General features: G+C 37.9%; 10 protein-coding genes and 1 pseudogene. 2 read left to right on the top strand and 9 right to left on the bottom strand.

Translation table 11 applies throughout. The features are described 5' to 3' along the window. The 3 genes from CS060_RS12750 to CS060_RS12740 all read right to left on the bottom strand — a co-directional run. A partial coding sequence (locus CS060_RS12750; RefSeq protein WP_099669029.1) for an Rpn family recombination-promoting nuclease/putative transposase occupies positions 1 to 608 on the bottom strand: 608 nt, incomplete at its 3' end. After that, the gene (locus CS060_RS14220; protein WP_143269816.1) at positions 571 to 870 is read right to left on the bottom strand and encodes a hypothetical protein; all 300 of its coding nucleotides are present in this window, start codon (positions 868 to 870) and stop codon (positions 571 to 573) included. The genes CS060_RS14220 and CS060_RS12750, both read right to left, overlap by 38 nt. 8 nt (positions 871 to 878) lie before the next feature. Further along, complete coding sequence (locus CS060_RS12740; protein WP_231563711.1) at positions 879 to 1,733, bottom strand: Rpn family recombination-promoting nuclease/putative transposase; 855 nt, start codon at positions 1,731 to 1,733, stop codon at positions 879 to 881. A gap of 216 nt (positions 1,734 to 1,949) precedes the next feature. Between CS060_RS12740 and CS060_RS12735 the strand changes: the two genes are divergently transcribed. Together CS060_RS12735 and CS060_RS12730 are read left to right on the top strand one after the other, a co-directional pair. Beyond that, positions 1,950 to 2,258 (top strand): helix-turn-helix domain-containing protein, encoded by a 309-nt coding sequence (locus tag CS060_RS12735; protein WP_035049899.1) that lies wholly within the window; start codon positions 1,950 to 1,952, stop codon positions 2,256 to 2,258. Positions 2,259 to 2,287: 29 nt separating this feature from the next. Further along, positions 2,288 to 3,115 (top strand): annotated as a pseudogene (locus tag CS060_RS12730) (IS3 family transposase); the annotation flags it as partial. A gap of 278 nt (positions 3,116 to 3,393) precedes the next feature. Here the strand turns inward: CS060_RS12730 and CS060_RS12725 are convergent. The 6 genes from CS060_RS12725 to CS060_RS12705 all read right to left on the bottom strand — a co-directional run bounded on the left by CS060_RS12725 (position 3,394) and on the right by CS060_RS12705 (position 15,349). Next, positions 3,394 to 6,186 (bottom strand): TrlF family AAA-like ATPase, encoded by a 2,793-nt coding sequence (locus CS060_RS12725; protein WP_099669026.1) that lies wholly within the window; start codon positions 6,184 to 6,186, stop codon positions 3,394 to 3,396. Positions 6,187 to 6,199: 13 nt separating this feature from the next. Then, complete coding sequence (locus CS060_RS14355) at positions 6,200 to 6,346, bottom strand: AAA family ATPase (protein ID WP_231563612.1); 147 nt, start codon at positions 6,344 to 6,346, stop codon at positions 6,200 to 6,202. A gap of 141 nt (positions 6,347 to 6,487) precedes the next feature. Next, on the bottom strand, positions 6,488 to 9,442 hold the full coding sequence (locus CS060_RS12720; protein WP_035048242.1) for a type III restriction-modification system endonuclease: 2,955 nt from the start codon (positions 9,440 to 9,442) through the stop codon (positions 6,488 to 6,490). A 3-nt stretch (positions 9,443 to 9,445) separates the two neighbouring features. Then, a complete protein-coding gene (locus CS060_RS12715) occupies positions 9,446 to 11,335 on the bottom strand; it encodes a site-specific DNA-methyltransferase (protein WP_035048244.1) in 1,890 nt (629 codons plus the stop codon). Positions 11,336 to 11,348: 13 nt separating this feature from the next. After that, positions 11,349 to 12,110 carry a DUF4391 domain-containing protein gene (locus CS060_RS12710; RefSeq protein ID WP_035048247.1) on the bottom strand — a complete coding sequence of 254 codons (762 nt, stop codon included), beginning with the start codon at positions 12,108 to 12,110 and terminating at the stop codon, positions 11,349 to 11,351. A 5-nt stretch (positions 12,111 to 12,115) separates the two neighbouring features. After that, the gene (locus CS060_RS12705; RefSeq protein WP_035048249.1) at positions 12,116 to 15,349 is read right to left on the bottom strand and encodes a helicase-related protein; all 3,234 of its coding nucleotides are present in this window, start codon (positions 15,347 to 15,349) and stop codon (positions 12,116 to 12,118) included. Positions 15,350 to 15,595: the final 246 nt, after the last annotated feature.

Raw genomic sequence — 15,595 nt, 5'->3', positions numbered from 1 at the left:
AATTCGCGAACCATTTCTTCATCGATCTTTTTCGTCCGGCTGTCCACCGCCGACAACATCGTCAGCCACGGCCATTCGGGTGACTGCTTCACATCCCGACGGTATTTCTTCCATTTTACCATAAATTGTGACAAATCAAGCACATGAAATTCAAGGTGATCGCTCCAAAGAAACTGTTCTTCATCTTCACGGATGTGGAATATCGTATGAAAGCGGTCAGTTTCGTGCGGAAAAAGTGGGTAGTTGAGGATGGCAATCATAATCGTCGGGGGAAGTGTGTCATATCGTTCTCCTTTTGATAAAGAAGACGAAAACAACCGCGCCCAGTAATACAACAGCCGTTCCGGCATGCCGTATTGCGGGATGATTTGAATTTCAACATGAATGCGCTCGCCACGATTCGTCCGAACGATGACGTCTAGCCGTCCGGTTTTTCCGTCTTCTGTTTCTTTCGTCAGTTCGGTGTTTTCAAACTGCACATCGACGATTCGGTCATCACCTGTTCGATGCAACAGCGCGTTTAAAAACGCCATCGTAATCGACTTTCGGCTCGGATGGCCAAACAGCTGCTTAAACATAAAATCCATTTTCAAATCGAGGTATTGCATGAGGATCATCCTTTCGTGGAATGTAGAGGTACAATTTGATTAAAACCGGGAAATAAGGGAAATGCAAATGAAGAAAATTGAATTTTGCGGCGCCTTTTTTCGCGGCAAAAGCAAAAAAAGAGCCGAGAAATGGCTCTTTTGCGAATGAAAAATAATTTTCCGATAAAAGTGGGCAATTTTTTATCTTTCTCCCTAGCGAACTTCGATATGCTTCAGGGGCGTGACAGGCATCACGAAATTTAGTTTCTTTTGGTTTTGACATACACGATATCACTTCAACCTCTCAATTTCTTCCACAGACAACTCCGTCAGTTCATGGATTGTCTGTACGTCGTAGCCTTTTTCCAGCATCTTTTTCGCAATATGGCGTTTTTCTTGTTGTAGTCCTTCTTTCAACCCTTTTTCTAGCGCTTTTTTCTCATATGAAATAATTAACTCTAACACTTGTTCTTTTTCTTTCGTTTCCATTTCATTCACCTCGTTTCGTAATTGCTGTTCTTCCTCATCCGACAGTTTGACATATGTTTCAAAAAAGCCGATTAACAATCGCTGCTTTGCTTCGTCTAATTCCATTCGTACGATCATGCGTAAAAATTGTTTTTTTAATTCCACTCGTTCACTTTCAGTATACCCCATTTTGCTTAACAGCGCAGCGGCGATTGGGTTGTCGTGGCGAATGTAATCACGGCCAGTTTTGTTTGCGCAACTCCACAGTAAGAAATCGGAATTGGAGTACATCGAAAAACGGGAATTGGAGCGTAAACGAGGAAGGTTCATGGCGAAGATAGTCGTAGCTAAATACCGCAATCGGCAACATGCGCTTTCGGTATTTTCAAACAAGCGGCTAAAGTAAATAAACATTCGTTCGGGAAACGATGGCTGCACGTAGCTTTGATTTTCGATATGGACGATAATAAGGCTATCCTCCCCTTTCAATTTCGTTTCGACCAGCAAATCCACGCGATACTTCTCCCCCGCCGTCACATCGGTAAACAATTCCTCCGACAAAAACGACACGTGCTGAAAATCGATATGCTCATGCACATGCGGGAAAAAGAGAAGAAGAAACTCTTCAAAAAACGTCGTAATCAGCTCCTTAAACAACCGATCATGGTCAACCGCCATATATGCACCTCGCTTTCTGTTTTGTTGCATATTTTCGACAGCAAAAACAACATTCCTGCTTCGGAAATGAAAAAACAGAGAGCCACCCAACGACTCTCTGTCTCTATCAAACTTCGACAATCTTCGGGGCGTGACAGTGGAGTGAGCCTTTAAAAGTAGACATGTATAAATCGGGAAAAAGATGTCCATACAGAAGACAGGAAGGAGCCGATGAACATGTCGAAAAAACAAAGAACTTATAAAAGCTATTCTTCAGAATTGAAGCTGGAAGCCGTTCAAAGAGCCTTGGCGGGAGAGAGTGTAAAAGTCATTGCACATCATCTTGAGATTACAGATCCTGACTATATTTATAAATGGATAGATCAGTATGAAATGTACGGGGAAGTAGGACTAAAACGAAAAGTTAGGAATCATCCTGAAATGGACAAGGATTTTATTATACGAGAACTAGAGATGGAGAATGAAATTTTAAAAAAGTATCTGCAAATTCTGAAAAGGGAGGGAAGACAGCGAAGTTCAAAGTAGTAGACGAGCTCAAAACAAAATATCCAGTCGTTAAAATATGTGAAAAACTACAGATTTCAAAATCTGGTTACTATAAATACTTGAAAACAAAGGGTAAGAAGAAAAAAGAATCTAAGAAAGACCAACAATTAAAAGAATATATCTCTTTGATTTTCCATGAACATAAAGGGAGATATGGATATCGAAAAATTCACGCAGTGTTAAACAATCAATATCAACTACCTGTAAGTGAAAAAGTGGTACGTCGACTAATGAGAGAATTAGGATTAAAATGTCAATCTCGCATGAAACGAAAACAACCCGCCAAAGTGAAAAAAGCAACTTCCGCTGGATATATTTATGAAAATCTATTAAAAAGAAACTTTTCCACGACACGTTTGAATGAAAAATGGGTCACAGATGTCACGGAAATTGCCGTGGAAGATAAAAAGCTATTTGTTTCTGCCGTTATGGATTTACACAACAATGAAATTATCGGGCATCAGATTTCATCAACACACGATGTTCAACTTGTGGAAGATTCCCTATTGTATGCATTAGAAATCAGACACATCAAGGATTCCTTAATTCTTCACTCAGATCAAGGAATGCCATATCGATCAACAAGATGGAAAACGCTGATGGATACATTTTCGATTACACCAAGTATGTCGAGAAAAGCGAATGCGCTTGATAACGCATGCATAGAAAGCTTTTTCTCCTATCTCAAAACAGAGATAGAGCAGGATTTGCAACGTACGAAAAGTGTGGAAGAGGCAACGCAGCTCGTTCATGATTACATTCGCTATTACAACCACCAACGGATACAAGGTGTTCTTGATTATCAGACACCGACTCAATATGCAAAGGCTAGTTAACAACGAGCACCAGTGGGCTATATTTCCTCTTTCTCGTCTTACCGACCTCTCCTCAGAATTCCGTGGGACTGTCAAGTGCTCTCCTTGACAGTTTCACGGGGTTCTGAGACACTAGGAAAAAGACGAGAAAAGGAAAGGAACCAGAGCTTTACCACTCTGATTCCTTCACGTGAACTGAATTTATACTGTCTACTTTTCGGATCGCAGTGCACAGGTACCGTACCAAAAACTAAAACTCCGTGATCTTTTTTCGAAAAGAAAGATAGGATTACATCAATCTAAAACCTATACTTTCTCTCTCGCTTTTCAAACGCCATTTTTCCACCCTCTAATATTTCACAAACATGAGTTTTTATACCTTTACCAGAAATTTTGTTAGTTCCGTCGTCAAAATCGCATTCTAATGCTCCGTTTACGTACTCAAAGCGATGCGAATCGTTTTCATTTAATGTTTTATCTTGGTTTGCTACAATTACGTTTTCTGCATCAGCCAGCACAACTAAATTAGCGTTATGAGTTACAATTATTATTTGTCTCTCTTGACTCTTTTCTCTTATAATTCTAACTAACTCTGTTGAAATAGTTCGATTATCAAGATTATCTTCTGGCTGATCTATAAGTATCGGATGTTTGTCATTGCTCATATCCAAAAATAACTCCAACAAAATGAGTCCTCTTTTTCCAGGAGACATTTGGGATAATCGATCCCCATCTTTTTCAATATCAAATATCACATCAACAAAATCCGGATTTAAAAGTTCCTCTATAGCTTTCTTTTTTGTGTAACTTTTTTTCAGTTTGTTATCTTCCATAAATAATACTGTTTCCAACAAATATTTAATGCTTTCCGTGAATTTTTCCTCTGAAAAAATGAATCCATCACTCTCTTCATCAAAAACCCCCTTAGCATAACAATTCGGAAATATATTAAATAATTTTCCTCTCTTGTTAAAAGCACCCATAAAAAGTTGATTAAAATCGATATTTTTAAAGCATATGTATGCCTGTAATTTTAAATTACTAAAATAGTCTTTCGAGTTAAAATAATGTTTTATTTCTTGTTTTATATCGAATATTTTCTGATATCTGTCGATAATGTCATCTTTAATTTTTGAATTCTTTCTAGTTAGTTCAGTCATAACTTTTTCTTTTCTTTCCAATTCATTTAAATAACTAACTTGTTCTGCGATCCTATCTTTTAATACTTTGATTTCAGAAACCCCCTTCATTTTCTCTATTAAGTAAGAGAGAGAAGTTTCAATTTCACTCAATTCTTTGTTCGCTAACTCTATTTCTTTTACATATTTTTCTATATTTTGTGCTATTTTATTTTGAGCCATTACAAATGAGCTATTTATAGATAACCTTAACTCATCTAATAGCTCAGTATTTTCTTTATATTGATCTATAATGGTCTCCATTTTACTATTAAACATCTCTAATATTAGATTTAAATCGTTTGATAACTTATCATCTTTATTTTTATAATATTCTAATGATTGTATCTTTTTGATAATCTGGTCTTTACTTTTTTCCTTCTCTTTCATATCTTCTTCATCTTTTTCAGTAAGACTAGCAACTTTGATTTTTTCTTGTAGTAATTGTTGCCACTTTTCTTTTTCTCTCTGTATCGTTTCCTTTTTCCCGATTTTTTCTAATTCTTTCTTTAACTCTGACATTTGATCGTAGTTTTCAAAAAGCTCTATGATTAACCTATTAATTTCCTGCTTTAATCCAGATATTCTCTGATCATTTTTTTCTAAATATTTCTTGTTTTCTTCATCTTGAAAGAGAATTTCTCGTATCTTTCCTTGCAGAACTTGATTGGCAGTATCCTCAGAAAGAGCATTGATATACATTTGAGGAATATAAGTAACATTTCCTATTTTTTTATTTTCTCCGTATTTACTTATTTCCCCATTTCTCCATTTAACCTCAAAATTAATTTTTTCTATAAATGTATCTTTGTATGGGTTTTTCCATAAATTATCTTGTTCCCTAATTCCAATTTCTTCATAAGACACAGCTTGTGCTATCTTATATAATAAAAGTGACTTACCAGATGATTTCCCTCCAATAATAGCATTTAGTCCAGGATTCAATTTAATCTCCCTATCTATAAAATCACTATGATCAAATTTCACTGATGAAATTACATCATAATCGTATTTTTGATCCGGATGCTCTTGTTGTATAACAACCCTATTCTTCGGTTCATAAAGAATTTGTAATAACCCTTCAAAAGAGGGTTCAGCTTTTATCCACATAAACCTATTTTCTGAAGGGTTTCCTATCTGATCAAAATTATGAGCATCCGAACCGTGAAGACAAGGCATAAGCTTACCATACTGCTTAATAATTTGTTCTTCAGTAAAATGTCCTTCTCCAAGGAAGTGCTGTCTATCACGGGGACTAGAACTAAATATAGCGTGTGCGAAATGATAAAGTTCGTTTCTCATTGCTCTAAAGGAATCATCTTTATTACCAGAGTTTCCATCCACACTACTATTAGGAATAACAACAATATACTGATCTTTAAAACGATTCTCATGGTTCTTTAGAACCTTTTTTAGTTCATCGAGAGACACCTTAAACTGCTTCATCCCCTCATATAACGCCTTCTCTTTAGAAAAATCATTAACTAAAAATCTCTCCCCCAATGTGATCAAATCGTTTTCAATACATTTATAACGATTCCCCTGATATTCGAACTCTAAATCTTGTAGAAAATATGTCTCTATCAAATCATCTACTTCTGGCGAAAATATAATATGTATGTTAATAGGCCTATCTTTATAAGTAGTTATATTTAACCTCATTTCAATATTCGGCAATACTAAATCTATGTTCTGCAACCGTCCTGCTTCCTTGTATTGTTTCACCCTTTTATATCCTTCTATAGAGTAATAATCTGTAATACCGATTACACTAATATCTTTTAAGTTCTCCAGTGTACAGATATACTTCTCCCAGTCTCCCCTATACTCACTATTAAGAACAGATGCAGGTGAATGAATATGAAGATCCCACTTTCTCCAATATGAACCCTGTGAATTCAATAAATGTTTCATTTATATCCCCCTTTTATAAACAATTTATAGCTTCCAATATCGTCGATTTATCAGTATTATTGCGACCTGTTAAAATTACAATGGAGTCTTTAGAGAAGTTAATCGTGAACGTTTGCTCAAAAACTTTGTAATTTGTAACACTAAACTTTATTAATTTCACTTAATCCCCCCCCTAAAATATTATTTCTTTTATTTTACATGGTCAATATAACAAGATTCAACAAAAAATTCTATAAAACCTTGTCGAAAAAATAAAAAAAGACAGAAGTTTTATCAACCTCTGCCTTTTGCCTGTTCTGTCCTATCGGCTCATTGCTCGGAGCATAAATTCATTGACATCTTTCTCCGGTCCGATGAATTCGACGTTTGTATGGATCGCTTGGAAGTGTTTGCGGGCAAAGTCGATTTTTGCCGCTTCTTCTGGGCGGAGTGCGCCTTCCCAGTCGGTTCCTTTTGTTTCGAGAACAAAGTACAGCTTTTCTTCACCGTCTTTATCAATCACAAGCGCCCAGTCGGGATTGTATGCACCGATTGGTGTGTCGATTTTAAACCAATGTGGCAGTTTGACATATACTTTGACATGTTCGTCCTTTTCAAATCGCTGTGCAAAGCTCGCTTCGATATCCGAATCGTAGACGATATGATCGAACAACGATTTTTCACTGCGAATCGCGTTGTTGTTTAAATACGCAAGCAGCTCTTCATTTTCGAACAACTCGACGGCATAATACGCATCGTCGCCGATTTTGTAATATTTTACACCGTCTTTTAAAAGCAATTTCATTTCGCGCTGGATGACTTTTGTGACTTCTTCCATAAACTTTTGCGGATTGTTTTTAAAGTCATCAAGACGTTTACAGCCCGTCAAAATTTCAACAATCGTTTTTCGCGTCAAATTCGTACGGTTTTGCAGTTCGGTAATAATATCTGGCAACGTATGGTGAGCGGTAACATAGTCTTCCACTCGCTCACTGACAGTTTCCAGCTGCACTCCTTCCACGCGGTCGATCGCCAATTGATCTTTTCGGCTGATAATACGAATTTTTTCAATACGCGGCATGTTTTGAATGCTTTTTATGCTTTTTTGAATGAGTTGATCGCTGTCGATTTGAACGGAGTAGACCGTCTTATATTTAATTCGCTCCCAAAGCCGGCGAAACTCTTCACCAAAAAACACTTGCTTATTTAATTGTACTCTTTTCTTTTTCGTCGCATCTTTAATCGGCAAGTGCTGCAAGTAATGATTTATTTCATGCAAAATCGCTTGCTTCCAAGGCTGAAACTCATCGCTCATTTGTAATGTATCATTATCTATCGCTTCTTTTAGCTCCGGCTTTGCTTTTCCTTTACCGTCAATATATCCATGCTGCTTCAGCTCTTCGTACAACTTAGCCGATAAATCGTAGCCCATTTGCATCGGTTCCTCTGTATTTGGATCGATATACGTTAATTTGGCAAATATGTGTTTTTCGATCTTGCCAAAAGTCACGCCTGTTTCTTCTTCCATTTCTTTTTGCAAAGAAGCGACAAACTCTTCATACGATTCATTCGCCATCACCGTTAATATGTTCACACTGTCATCTTGCACTCGTTCACCGTTTTGATTCACGGCTAAGCGCAGCCCGCGCCCAATTTCTTGGCGTCGCGATACGTACGTTCCCGCTGAATCTTTTAATGTACAAATTTGAAATACGTTTGGGTTGTCCCAACCTTCACGCAGAGCGGAGTGCGAGAAAATAAAGCGAAGCGGCTCGTCCAAACTTAACAACCGTTCTTTGTCTTTCATAATAAGGTTATATACATCTGTATCCGCTTCTGTATTCCCTTTCGTATCTTTTAGCCTTCCTTTTTTATCTTGCGCAAAATAGCCGTTATGCACTTTTTCAATCGGGATATTAACGTCAATATCGTTAAACAATGTACGATATTTTGGTTTTTGAATGAGTTTCTGATACTCTTCTTCAAACATCACGGCATATTTCCCTTTTATCGGGTTGCCATCTTTATCGTAGTCACGATAATTCGCTACTTTATCAATGAAAAATAAACTAAGCACTTTAATACCGCGATGACGCAAGCGTAATTCTTTATCTAAATGCTCTTCAATCGTTTTGCGAATTTGGTATCGTTTAATCGTATCGTCATCCATATCGCCAATGACATCGCCGATTCGTAAATAATGACCGTTAATTTCAATCGATTCGTTCCCTGGCGTCCAGTCAATTTGCTCAACAATATAACCGCGATATATGTCGCGCTCTCCAGAAATGTCATATAAGTCGTCACCATATTTCACCGTTTTCGTCGTTCGCTTCACTTTCCCACGCGTCTCGACATCAAGTTCAATCGTTGCTTTTCGTTCCTTCACATCTACTAGCTTGATGTAAGGCACATTAAACGATGGTTCGGAGCGGACGGACATGACTTCAATTCGCTTAACAAGTTTTTGGTTGTAAGCATCGACCGCATCTAACCGATAAATCATATTGTATTTATCAACATGTGTCGCCGAATAACGCAACGTGCATAATGGGTTGAGTGACGCAATCGCCTCTTTTGATTTTGGCGTCGTATCGACGCTTTGCGGTTCGTCGATAATAACAATCGGGTTCGTTTCTTGAATAAATTGAATCGGCCGATACCCGTTTAAGCGATCGTTCGGACGGTGGATGACGTTTGCTTTGTCTTCTTTTTCTGGATCTTCAAAGCTTTTGCGAAAAGCATCAATATTAATAACCATCACTTGAATCGTCGTAGCGGTCGCAAAATTGCGGACGCGGTCCAGTTTTTGTGAATCGTAAATGAAATATTCTAGCGGCTTGTTGTCATATAGTTCATTAAAATGATCTCTTGTTATTTGCAGCGATTTATAAACGCCTTCGCGAATGGCGACCGACGGTACAACGATGACAAACTTTGTAAAACCGTAATGTTTATTTAATTCATAAATCGTTCGCAAGTACACATACGTTTTCCCTGTTCCTGTTTCCATTTCGATTGTGAAATTCATACCGTCTAACTTCTCGCTGCGCGGCAAGCCGTTTTTCATTTGCACGTCTTGAACGTTTTTTAAGATTTCGTCCGACGTAAGGTCTAAACGATTTCCTATCCCGAGCGCTGTTTGAATCATTCCGGCATTTGGTCCATACGAAACAGTAAAATTTGACTGGCTCAGCTCTTGTCCATTAAAAATCTGGACGACGGAATCAATTGCTTGTTTTTGGTAGGTTAAACATCCATGAAACTTTAGCTTCATTTCCTACACACTCCTTACATCATTGATTCCGTTCTTTTTCAATGTTTGAATGGCGTTTATTTTCACCGAGTCATTCATAAAGCCCGATTCTTTAAAAATGACTTTCGGCGATAAATGCTCGGACTTATGTTTCATCATTTCGTGGACAATGTCTAAATCAATGTCATTTTCTAAACATAGTAGCACCGCACCGAACCCGACGTTGTAAATCGTTTTGCCGTTGTAGTCGATTTCTTCAATCGACGTCGTCAGCGGCAGACCGATTTTTAATAAAATTTCATACAATAAATCTTCTTTTGTCCGGTCTTCTTTTAGATTATTTAGTTGCTCTACTAAGTCTTTCTCGAAGTTCTCAAAATCAGGATCCCATGGCTTTACGTTTGAAGAGTCCAATTTAAACACTTTAAACCCGATATCTAAATCCGTCTTCCCTGTTTCTTGCACAATCTTCTCCCCTGCACGGCGAATGCGCTCTTTTCCGATTTCGCAAATGTTTTTATAACCGGCTTTATACGCTTCTGAATTTTCAGCAGTCGGTTCTGGCAGTTGAACCATAATAAACTTCCGATTTCCACCATCTTCGGCATTTAGCTGCATCACCGCATGGGCTGTCGTTGCTGAGCCGGAGAAGAAGTCGAGAATTATATCATTTTTCTCTGATGAAATAGTCAGTATCTTCTTAACTAGGTGAATCGGTTTAGGATGATCAAAATACGCTCCTAAACTTAAAATACCTAGTTCAATAGTTCCTTGTTCATTTATTACTTCCGTTTCATTCCATAGAGATTTTGGTTTTGTTGTGCTTTTTCTAGATTTTTCGTAAATATTCCAATCACCGTTTTGTTTTTGCCTAGCTATAATTGTAGGGCACTCACTTCCCAAATCACCTTCTTCCATTATTTTACTTGAACTCCATCTCCAACAACTCTCTTTTCCTTGACTATTTTTCGGATAAACCTCTATGAAATACTCATTAGTTCTCTTGAGAGATACTCGTGAATAACCATTCTCGTCTGTCAATGAGGGGGAAACATAGATAGGAAAATAAAGATTCGGTCGATTATGTCTACCAAATTTAGGATTACGATTTCTCAATTCCCAAAGATCAAATTTACCTTTTTTATCTTCATAAGGTAAAGAGTTGTCTTGTTTCAATATTTCAAATAAGGAAGACTGCTCACTTTTAGAATATAAGAGTAAGTATTCATGAGTGTTCGCTATATCTTTATATGTTTGACCACGCTTATTGGATTGGATAATAATCTGAGCAAGAAAGTGATCTTCCCCATAAATTTCATCCATTATCTTCTTTAAATTAGCCTGCTCACTATCATTTATACTCACAAATATAAATCCATCCTCCCTTAACAAATTCCTCGCCAGTTTTAGCCGCGGGTACATCATATTCAACCAATCGGTATGATACCGTCCATTTGTTTCCGTATTGGCTTTTGTTGTTTGCTGCGTCATTTCTTTGTAGTTTTTAATGTTATCGCGGAAGTCGTCTTTATAAACAAAGTCTTTTCCAGTGTTGTATGGCGGGTCGATGTAAATCATTTTAATTTTGCCGAAGTATGATTTTTGCAATAGCTTCAATACTTCGAGGTTGTCCCCTTCAATATAAAGGTTTTCCGTCGTGTCCCAGTTTTTGCTTGATTGTTTGTCTGGTCGAAGCGTTCCGGTTGACGGCGTTTGCGCGAGTTTCATGGCTTGTGTCTTGCCGTGCCATGTAAATTCGTATCGCTCGTTTCTTTTTTCAATTTCTTCGCCAAGCACAAGCTTTAGTTTCTCAAAATCGATTTTTCCTTCCGTCACGACTTCTGGGAATAGCTGTTTTAATGCTTCAATGTTTGTTTGCACTAAATCCAAAGATTTTCCGTCTAGCTTTTCCATCGTTTTTCCCCTTTCATTTTAATCGTTGTTTTAATTGTTCGATTTGCGTTGTTAATTCGTGAATGTTCATGTTCATTTCTACTTTGCGATTAAATTGCGTTTCTTTTTTTAGCTTCGCTTTCCACGCAGCGATTTCTGTTTCTAGTTGCTTGATTTGTGCGATCAGTTGCTGCGATTGTTCATTTGCTGCGATATAAAACGCACCAACTGCATGGACATGTTGAAACGCTTGGACAGCACGGTGAATATCGTGATAAAACTGAAAGAAATGCGCAAATGATACGTTTTTCATATGTATGGACGCGATAAACTGCCGAACGGTTTCATTCGTTTCATTGAGCGGAAACCACGGAGTGTAAGCTTGTTGTTCTAAAACCGCCTGTGACCGGTCCACTTTGTTTCGCCGCTTTATACACGTACCCATTTGGATGTTCCCTTGCTTTTCAAACACGATGACAACAGGATTCGGAAGCGCTCCTTGAATGATCTCGCCGATCGTTGAAACGTAGGAATCTTTTGTTTCCTCTCTTAACCGAATGGTGATAAACATAACCCCTTCATAATGGTACTCTTCATTGATGAATGGCTGGATATTCATGTTGCTTGGCGTTAATACATACGTTAACTCGATCCGCTCCACATATTTCGTAACATAGTCTTTTTCTTTTTTGTTTAAATCCGCAAAATCGTAAAACGTTTTTTTATCCAATTTTTTGTGAAGCGGACGAACGTGAGAATCCAAACCAATCATTTGATAAAACGCAACTCCAGCCATCATTCTCACCCTTTGATAATAAGATAAGAAACAATTTCGAAATCTTGTAAATTCGTATTGGCTGTTGTCATCAGTTGATCTAAATTTCCTAAGCTGAAAATGTTCAACGTTGCATGTTGATCGATTTTTCCGACAATCTCTTCTACCGCTTGTTCAAGCAATTGTTTGTATACGCCCATCTCTTTTCCGTTTTTCGTTTCCTCGTAAAATTCCGCATATAACTGGTTTTCTACTTCGTTTTTTCCGTGGCATAATGACCGGTATAAATCCAAAATTTTTTTCACATGGACGTGGTTGTATAATACTTCTCCATTTTCTTTCACATACACTAAGTAGTACGGGTGAAGGGCGTTTTGTTCATGGGTAGTCGTAAAATGATTGATTTGCTTTAAACAAAAAATAACTCCTGGATGAATGTCGTCTCTTAGTTTTTCATTTTTATTGGTTGTCATACTAAACAGTCCGAAAGGTGCTGTTTCGATCATTTCTTTGTTTTGTTTCATAAAATTCAATAAGTCCATGCGAAAATCATCCATCGTAAAGTCGGTTAGCGAAATATTTCCAGAAATATCTTCTAAATCTATTACTTCGCTTTGTAGTTTTTCCAGTTGTTTTCTCCGATACTCAAGGTCTTTCATTTCGTTGCTGTTGCCAGAAAGGACATCTTCTTCCCCGGTCGATGAAATATCGAGAATTGCCATACGGTCTTTTACTCTGCCGACAAGGTTGATGTACTCGTCGAGTTCCATTGGCGGCCAAAAGTTCACAAGCTGAATTCGCTCGTTTTTGCTTCCAATTCGGTCAATCCGGCCAAACCGTTGAATAATGCGCACCGGATTCCAGTGAATATCGTAGTTAATTAAATAATCACAGTCTTGCAAGTTTTGTCCTTCCGAAATACAGTCTGTCGCAATTAAAATGTCAATTTCGTCTGTCATATCAGGCATTAGTTTTCTTCTCTCTTTCGACGTAGGAGAAAAATGCATTAAAACGTTATTAAAGTCCGTTTTTTGCATCGGAAACGTCGTTTTCGGCCGGTCTTTCCCTGTCACTACTGCACAGTGAAGATGGAACTCGTGCCGAATCCAGCGATGCAAATGTTCATATAAGTATTTTGCGGTATCGGCAAACGCCGTAAAAATGAGTATCTTTTTATTTTGTCCATTGATTGGGTGTGCGATTTTCTGTTGAATCATCTTTTTAAGCGTCAACATTTTTTGGTCGCGTTCCGGTGTCACTTGGCTAGCATAATCCAATAACTTTTGTAGAATGGTACGATCATATAGTAAATCTTGCTTCCAACGGATACGATCGATATCACGCAGGGCGATTTTCACTTTTGCCCCGACAAATGCTTCTTCTAATTCATCGTCTTCCATGTCAATCTCAGCCAACTCGCCAATGTTAGTAGCCTCGTTCTCGATCCTAGACAATTGAGTATCAATTTGTTCAATAATACTTTTTAATGTTAGCGAGAAAGAGTAGATGCTGCTTTCTAAACGCTTTAATAAGTTCGTTTTCATTAAATAGACGAGATTGTTTTCACGGTCTGTTTGTTTAAACACACGTCCATTGGCGACTTTCGTGTCGTATTTTTCGTGATAAAACGCCTGCTTATGCGGTAAAATGTATTTCATCGGCGAATAAAGCGCAAACCGCAAACGTAAAATATCATTATTAATGATAGAGAGCGATGGGAATTCATGATTTGCATCAATCGTCTCTTTTATATTGATCGGCTTTAACCGTTGCGGGAATTTCCCGATCGCGTTCACATTATAATATTTTTCAATATGACGGCGCGAGCGAGCAATCGTTAGTGAATCAAGCAATGTAAAATAGTCCCAGCTCAGCATATCCAATAGTCGTTCTGTCGTTCGTTCTTCTTCAGGTAAGTTACTCCATTTTTTAAATTGCGACTGTGCACGGCGAATCGTTTGGTTAATGCTTTTAATATTGGCGGTTTCCGCTAATGCTTTATCATTCCCTTCCGTAATGAAAGCAATTTGGTTTTTTAAATCGTCCAGTTTGTTGTTAACAGGAGTTGCGGAAAGCATCAACACTTTTGTTTTCACGCCTGCTTTAATAATATCGTTCATTAAACGTGAATAGCGAGTAATATGGCTTTTCCGCGGGTCATTGTTACGGAAATTGTGCGATTCATCAATGACGACTAAATCGTAATTTCCCCAGTTGACGTATTCTAAATTAATGTTTCCGCTATATCCGCTTTTGCGCGACAGATCGGTATGATTTAGCAAATCATAAGAGAAGCGGTCTTCTAGCAAAATATTTCGCTTGTCATTCGCGCGGTAAATTTCCCAGTTCTCCCGCAATTTTTTTGGCGCAAGCACAAGAACGCGATGATTTCGTAATTCGTAATATTTAATGATTGCCAATGCTTCAAATGTTTTTCCTAATCCGACGCTATCAGCAATAATGCAGCCTCCATATGTTTCAATTTTATTAATCGCTCCAACCACACCATCGCGCTGAAAGTCATAAAGTTTATTCCAAATCGTTGTCTTTTCAAAGCCCGTTTTCGTTTGTAACGTGCTGTAATCGCGCGTTTCTTGCAGAAAATCTTTAAAAAGATTGTAAAGTGTAACAAAATAAATAAATTCGGGCGTGTGCTCTTGGTACAATACCTCTAATTGGCGCAAAATTTGCTCCTTTACATCTTGCAAGGCATACTCGTTTTTCCAAATATCATCAAATTGTCGTAATAATTCCATATTCTCCTTTTCATCATCCGTAATCGTGTTAATATACATGTTGGACGAGTTGCTGTAGCCTAGTCCTGGGCTGGAAAAAGGAGCGCCACCGACCAATCCAATTTGCGTTCCGTCTTTATTTTGGACATGGTATAGCCCGCCTTCAATTTTGCGCGTAGTAACCGATTTTATTTTCGCTTTTTGCTTCAACCATTTCGCAAATTCTTTTGCTATGTACGCTTGGTTTAGCTCGGCTTTATATTTTTGCTCTTCTTCCACACCGTATAACAATGTTTCGTTTTTTGCAATTTTTTCATTCGCTAAATGATCACCCCTCACAAATGCTGGTTCCGTAAAAATGAAACGCAACTCCTCGATTTGTGAAAGCTCCTTTTTTAATTCTACAAAAGCATATAACGTAAAATGAGCTGCCGCAATAGAGAGTTTGCTTCCTTTTTGCATATGCTTTTTGAGCGCATCTCCTACTAAACCACGTTGCTTGTTATCAATCATTCCTTTGGACATGTAACATCGGAACTCCTTATTTGTTAGTTAAAACCTATTTCGACATGGTTTTATTGTATCAAAATAAAGATGACAAAAACTGTCGAAATTAGTCGGAAACGTGCGTCAATACGAGAAAAAACTCTGCAACTATAATAAAAAGCAATCCCCCTCCCTCACTGCCAAGGAAGGGGGCATTTCATCAATAAAAAATCGAGTAGGAGGAGGTGATTAACCTCCGTCCTCTCACACCACCGTACGTACGGT

Origin of the sequence: Anoxybacillus flavithermus (genome assembly GCF_002742685.1) — a bacterium.
GTDB lineage: Bacteria > Bacillota > Bacilli > Bacillales > Anoxybacillaceae > Anoxybacillus > Anoxybacillus flavithermus_E.
The sequence above is the reverse complement of the archived record's forward strand: the minus strand, read 5'-3'. Positions and strand labels throughout refer to the sequence as shown.